The sequence below is a fragment of the Psychrobacter sp. GW64-MNA-CIBAN-0177 genome (genome assembly GCF_040309585.1).
GTDB classification, from domain to species: Bacteria; Pseudomonadota; Gammaproteobacteria; order Pseudomonadales; family Moraxellaceae; genus Psychrobacter; species Psychrobacter okhotskensis.
On record NZ_JBEOOY010000533.1, the window covers coordinates 1 to 244 of the forward strand.

At 36.9% G+C, this 244-nt stretch carries 1 protein-coding gene; it reads left to right on the forward strand.

Translation table 11 applies throughout. The features are described 5' to 3' along the window. A partial coding sequence (locus tag AAEY79_RS16120; RefSeq protein ID WP_352289721.1) for a DUF2780 domain-containing protein occupies positions 1-141 on the forward strand: 141 nt, incomplete at its 5' end. Between the last annotated feature and the right edge of the window lie 103 nt (positions 142-244).

The window sequence follows — 244 nt, forward strand, 5'->3', positions numbered from 1 at the left end:
GTATATGATGCTTTTGACAAACTAGGTATCTCAAAAGAATATATTACACCTATGGTGAATATCGCTAAAAACTATCTACAGCAAAGTGGCGGTGACGGCACGGTTGATTTATTAATCAAAGGCCTAGGCTCAGTTTTATAATCAGCCTTAAGACGGTCTGACAATCATAGTGAACTTACGTTAACATTATTTAATCCCATGCTATTCGCTTGGGATTATCATTTTTGCTAGCATCGGTATGTCT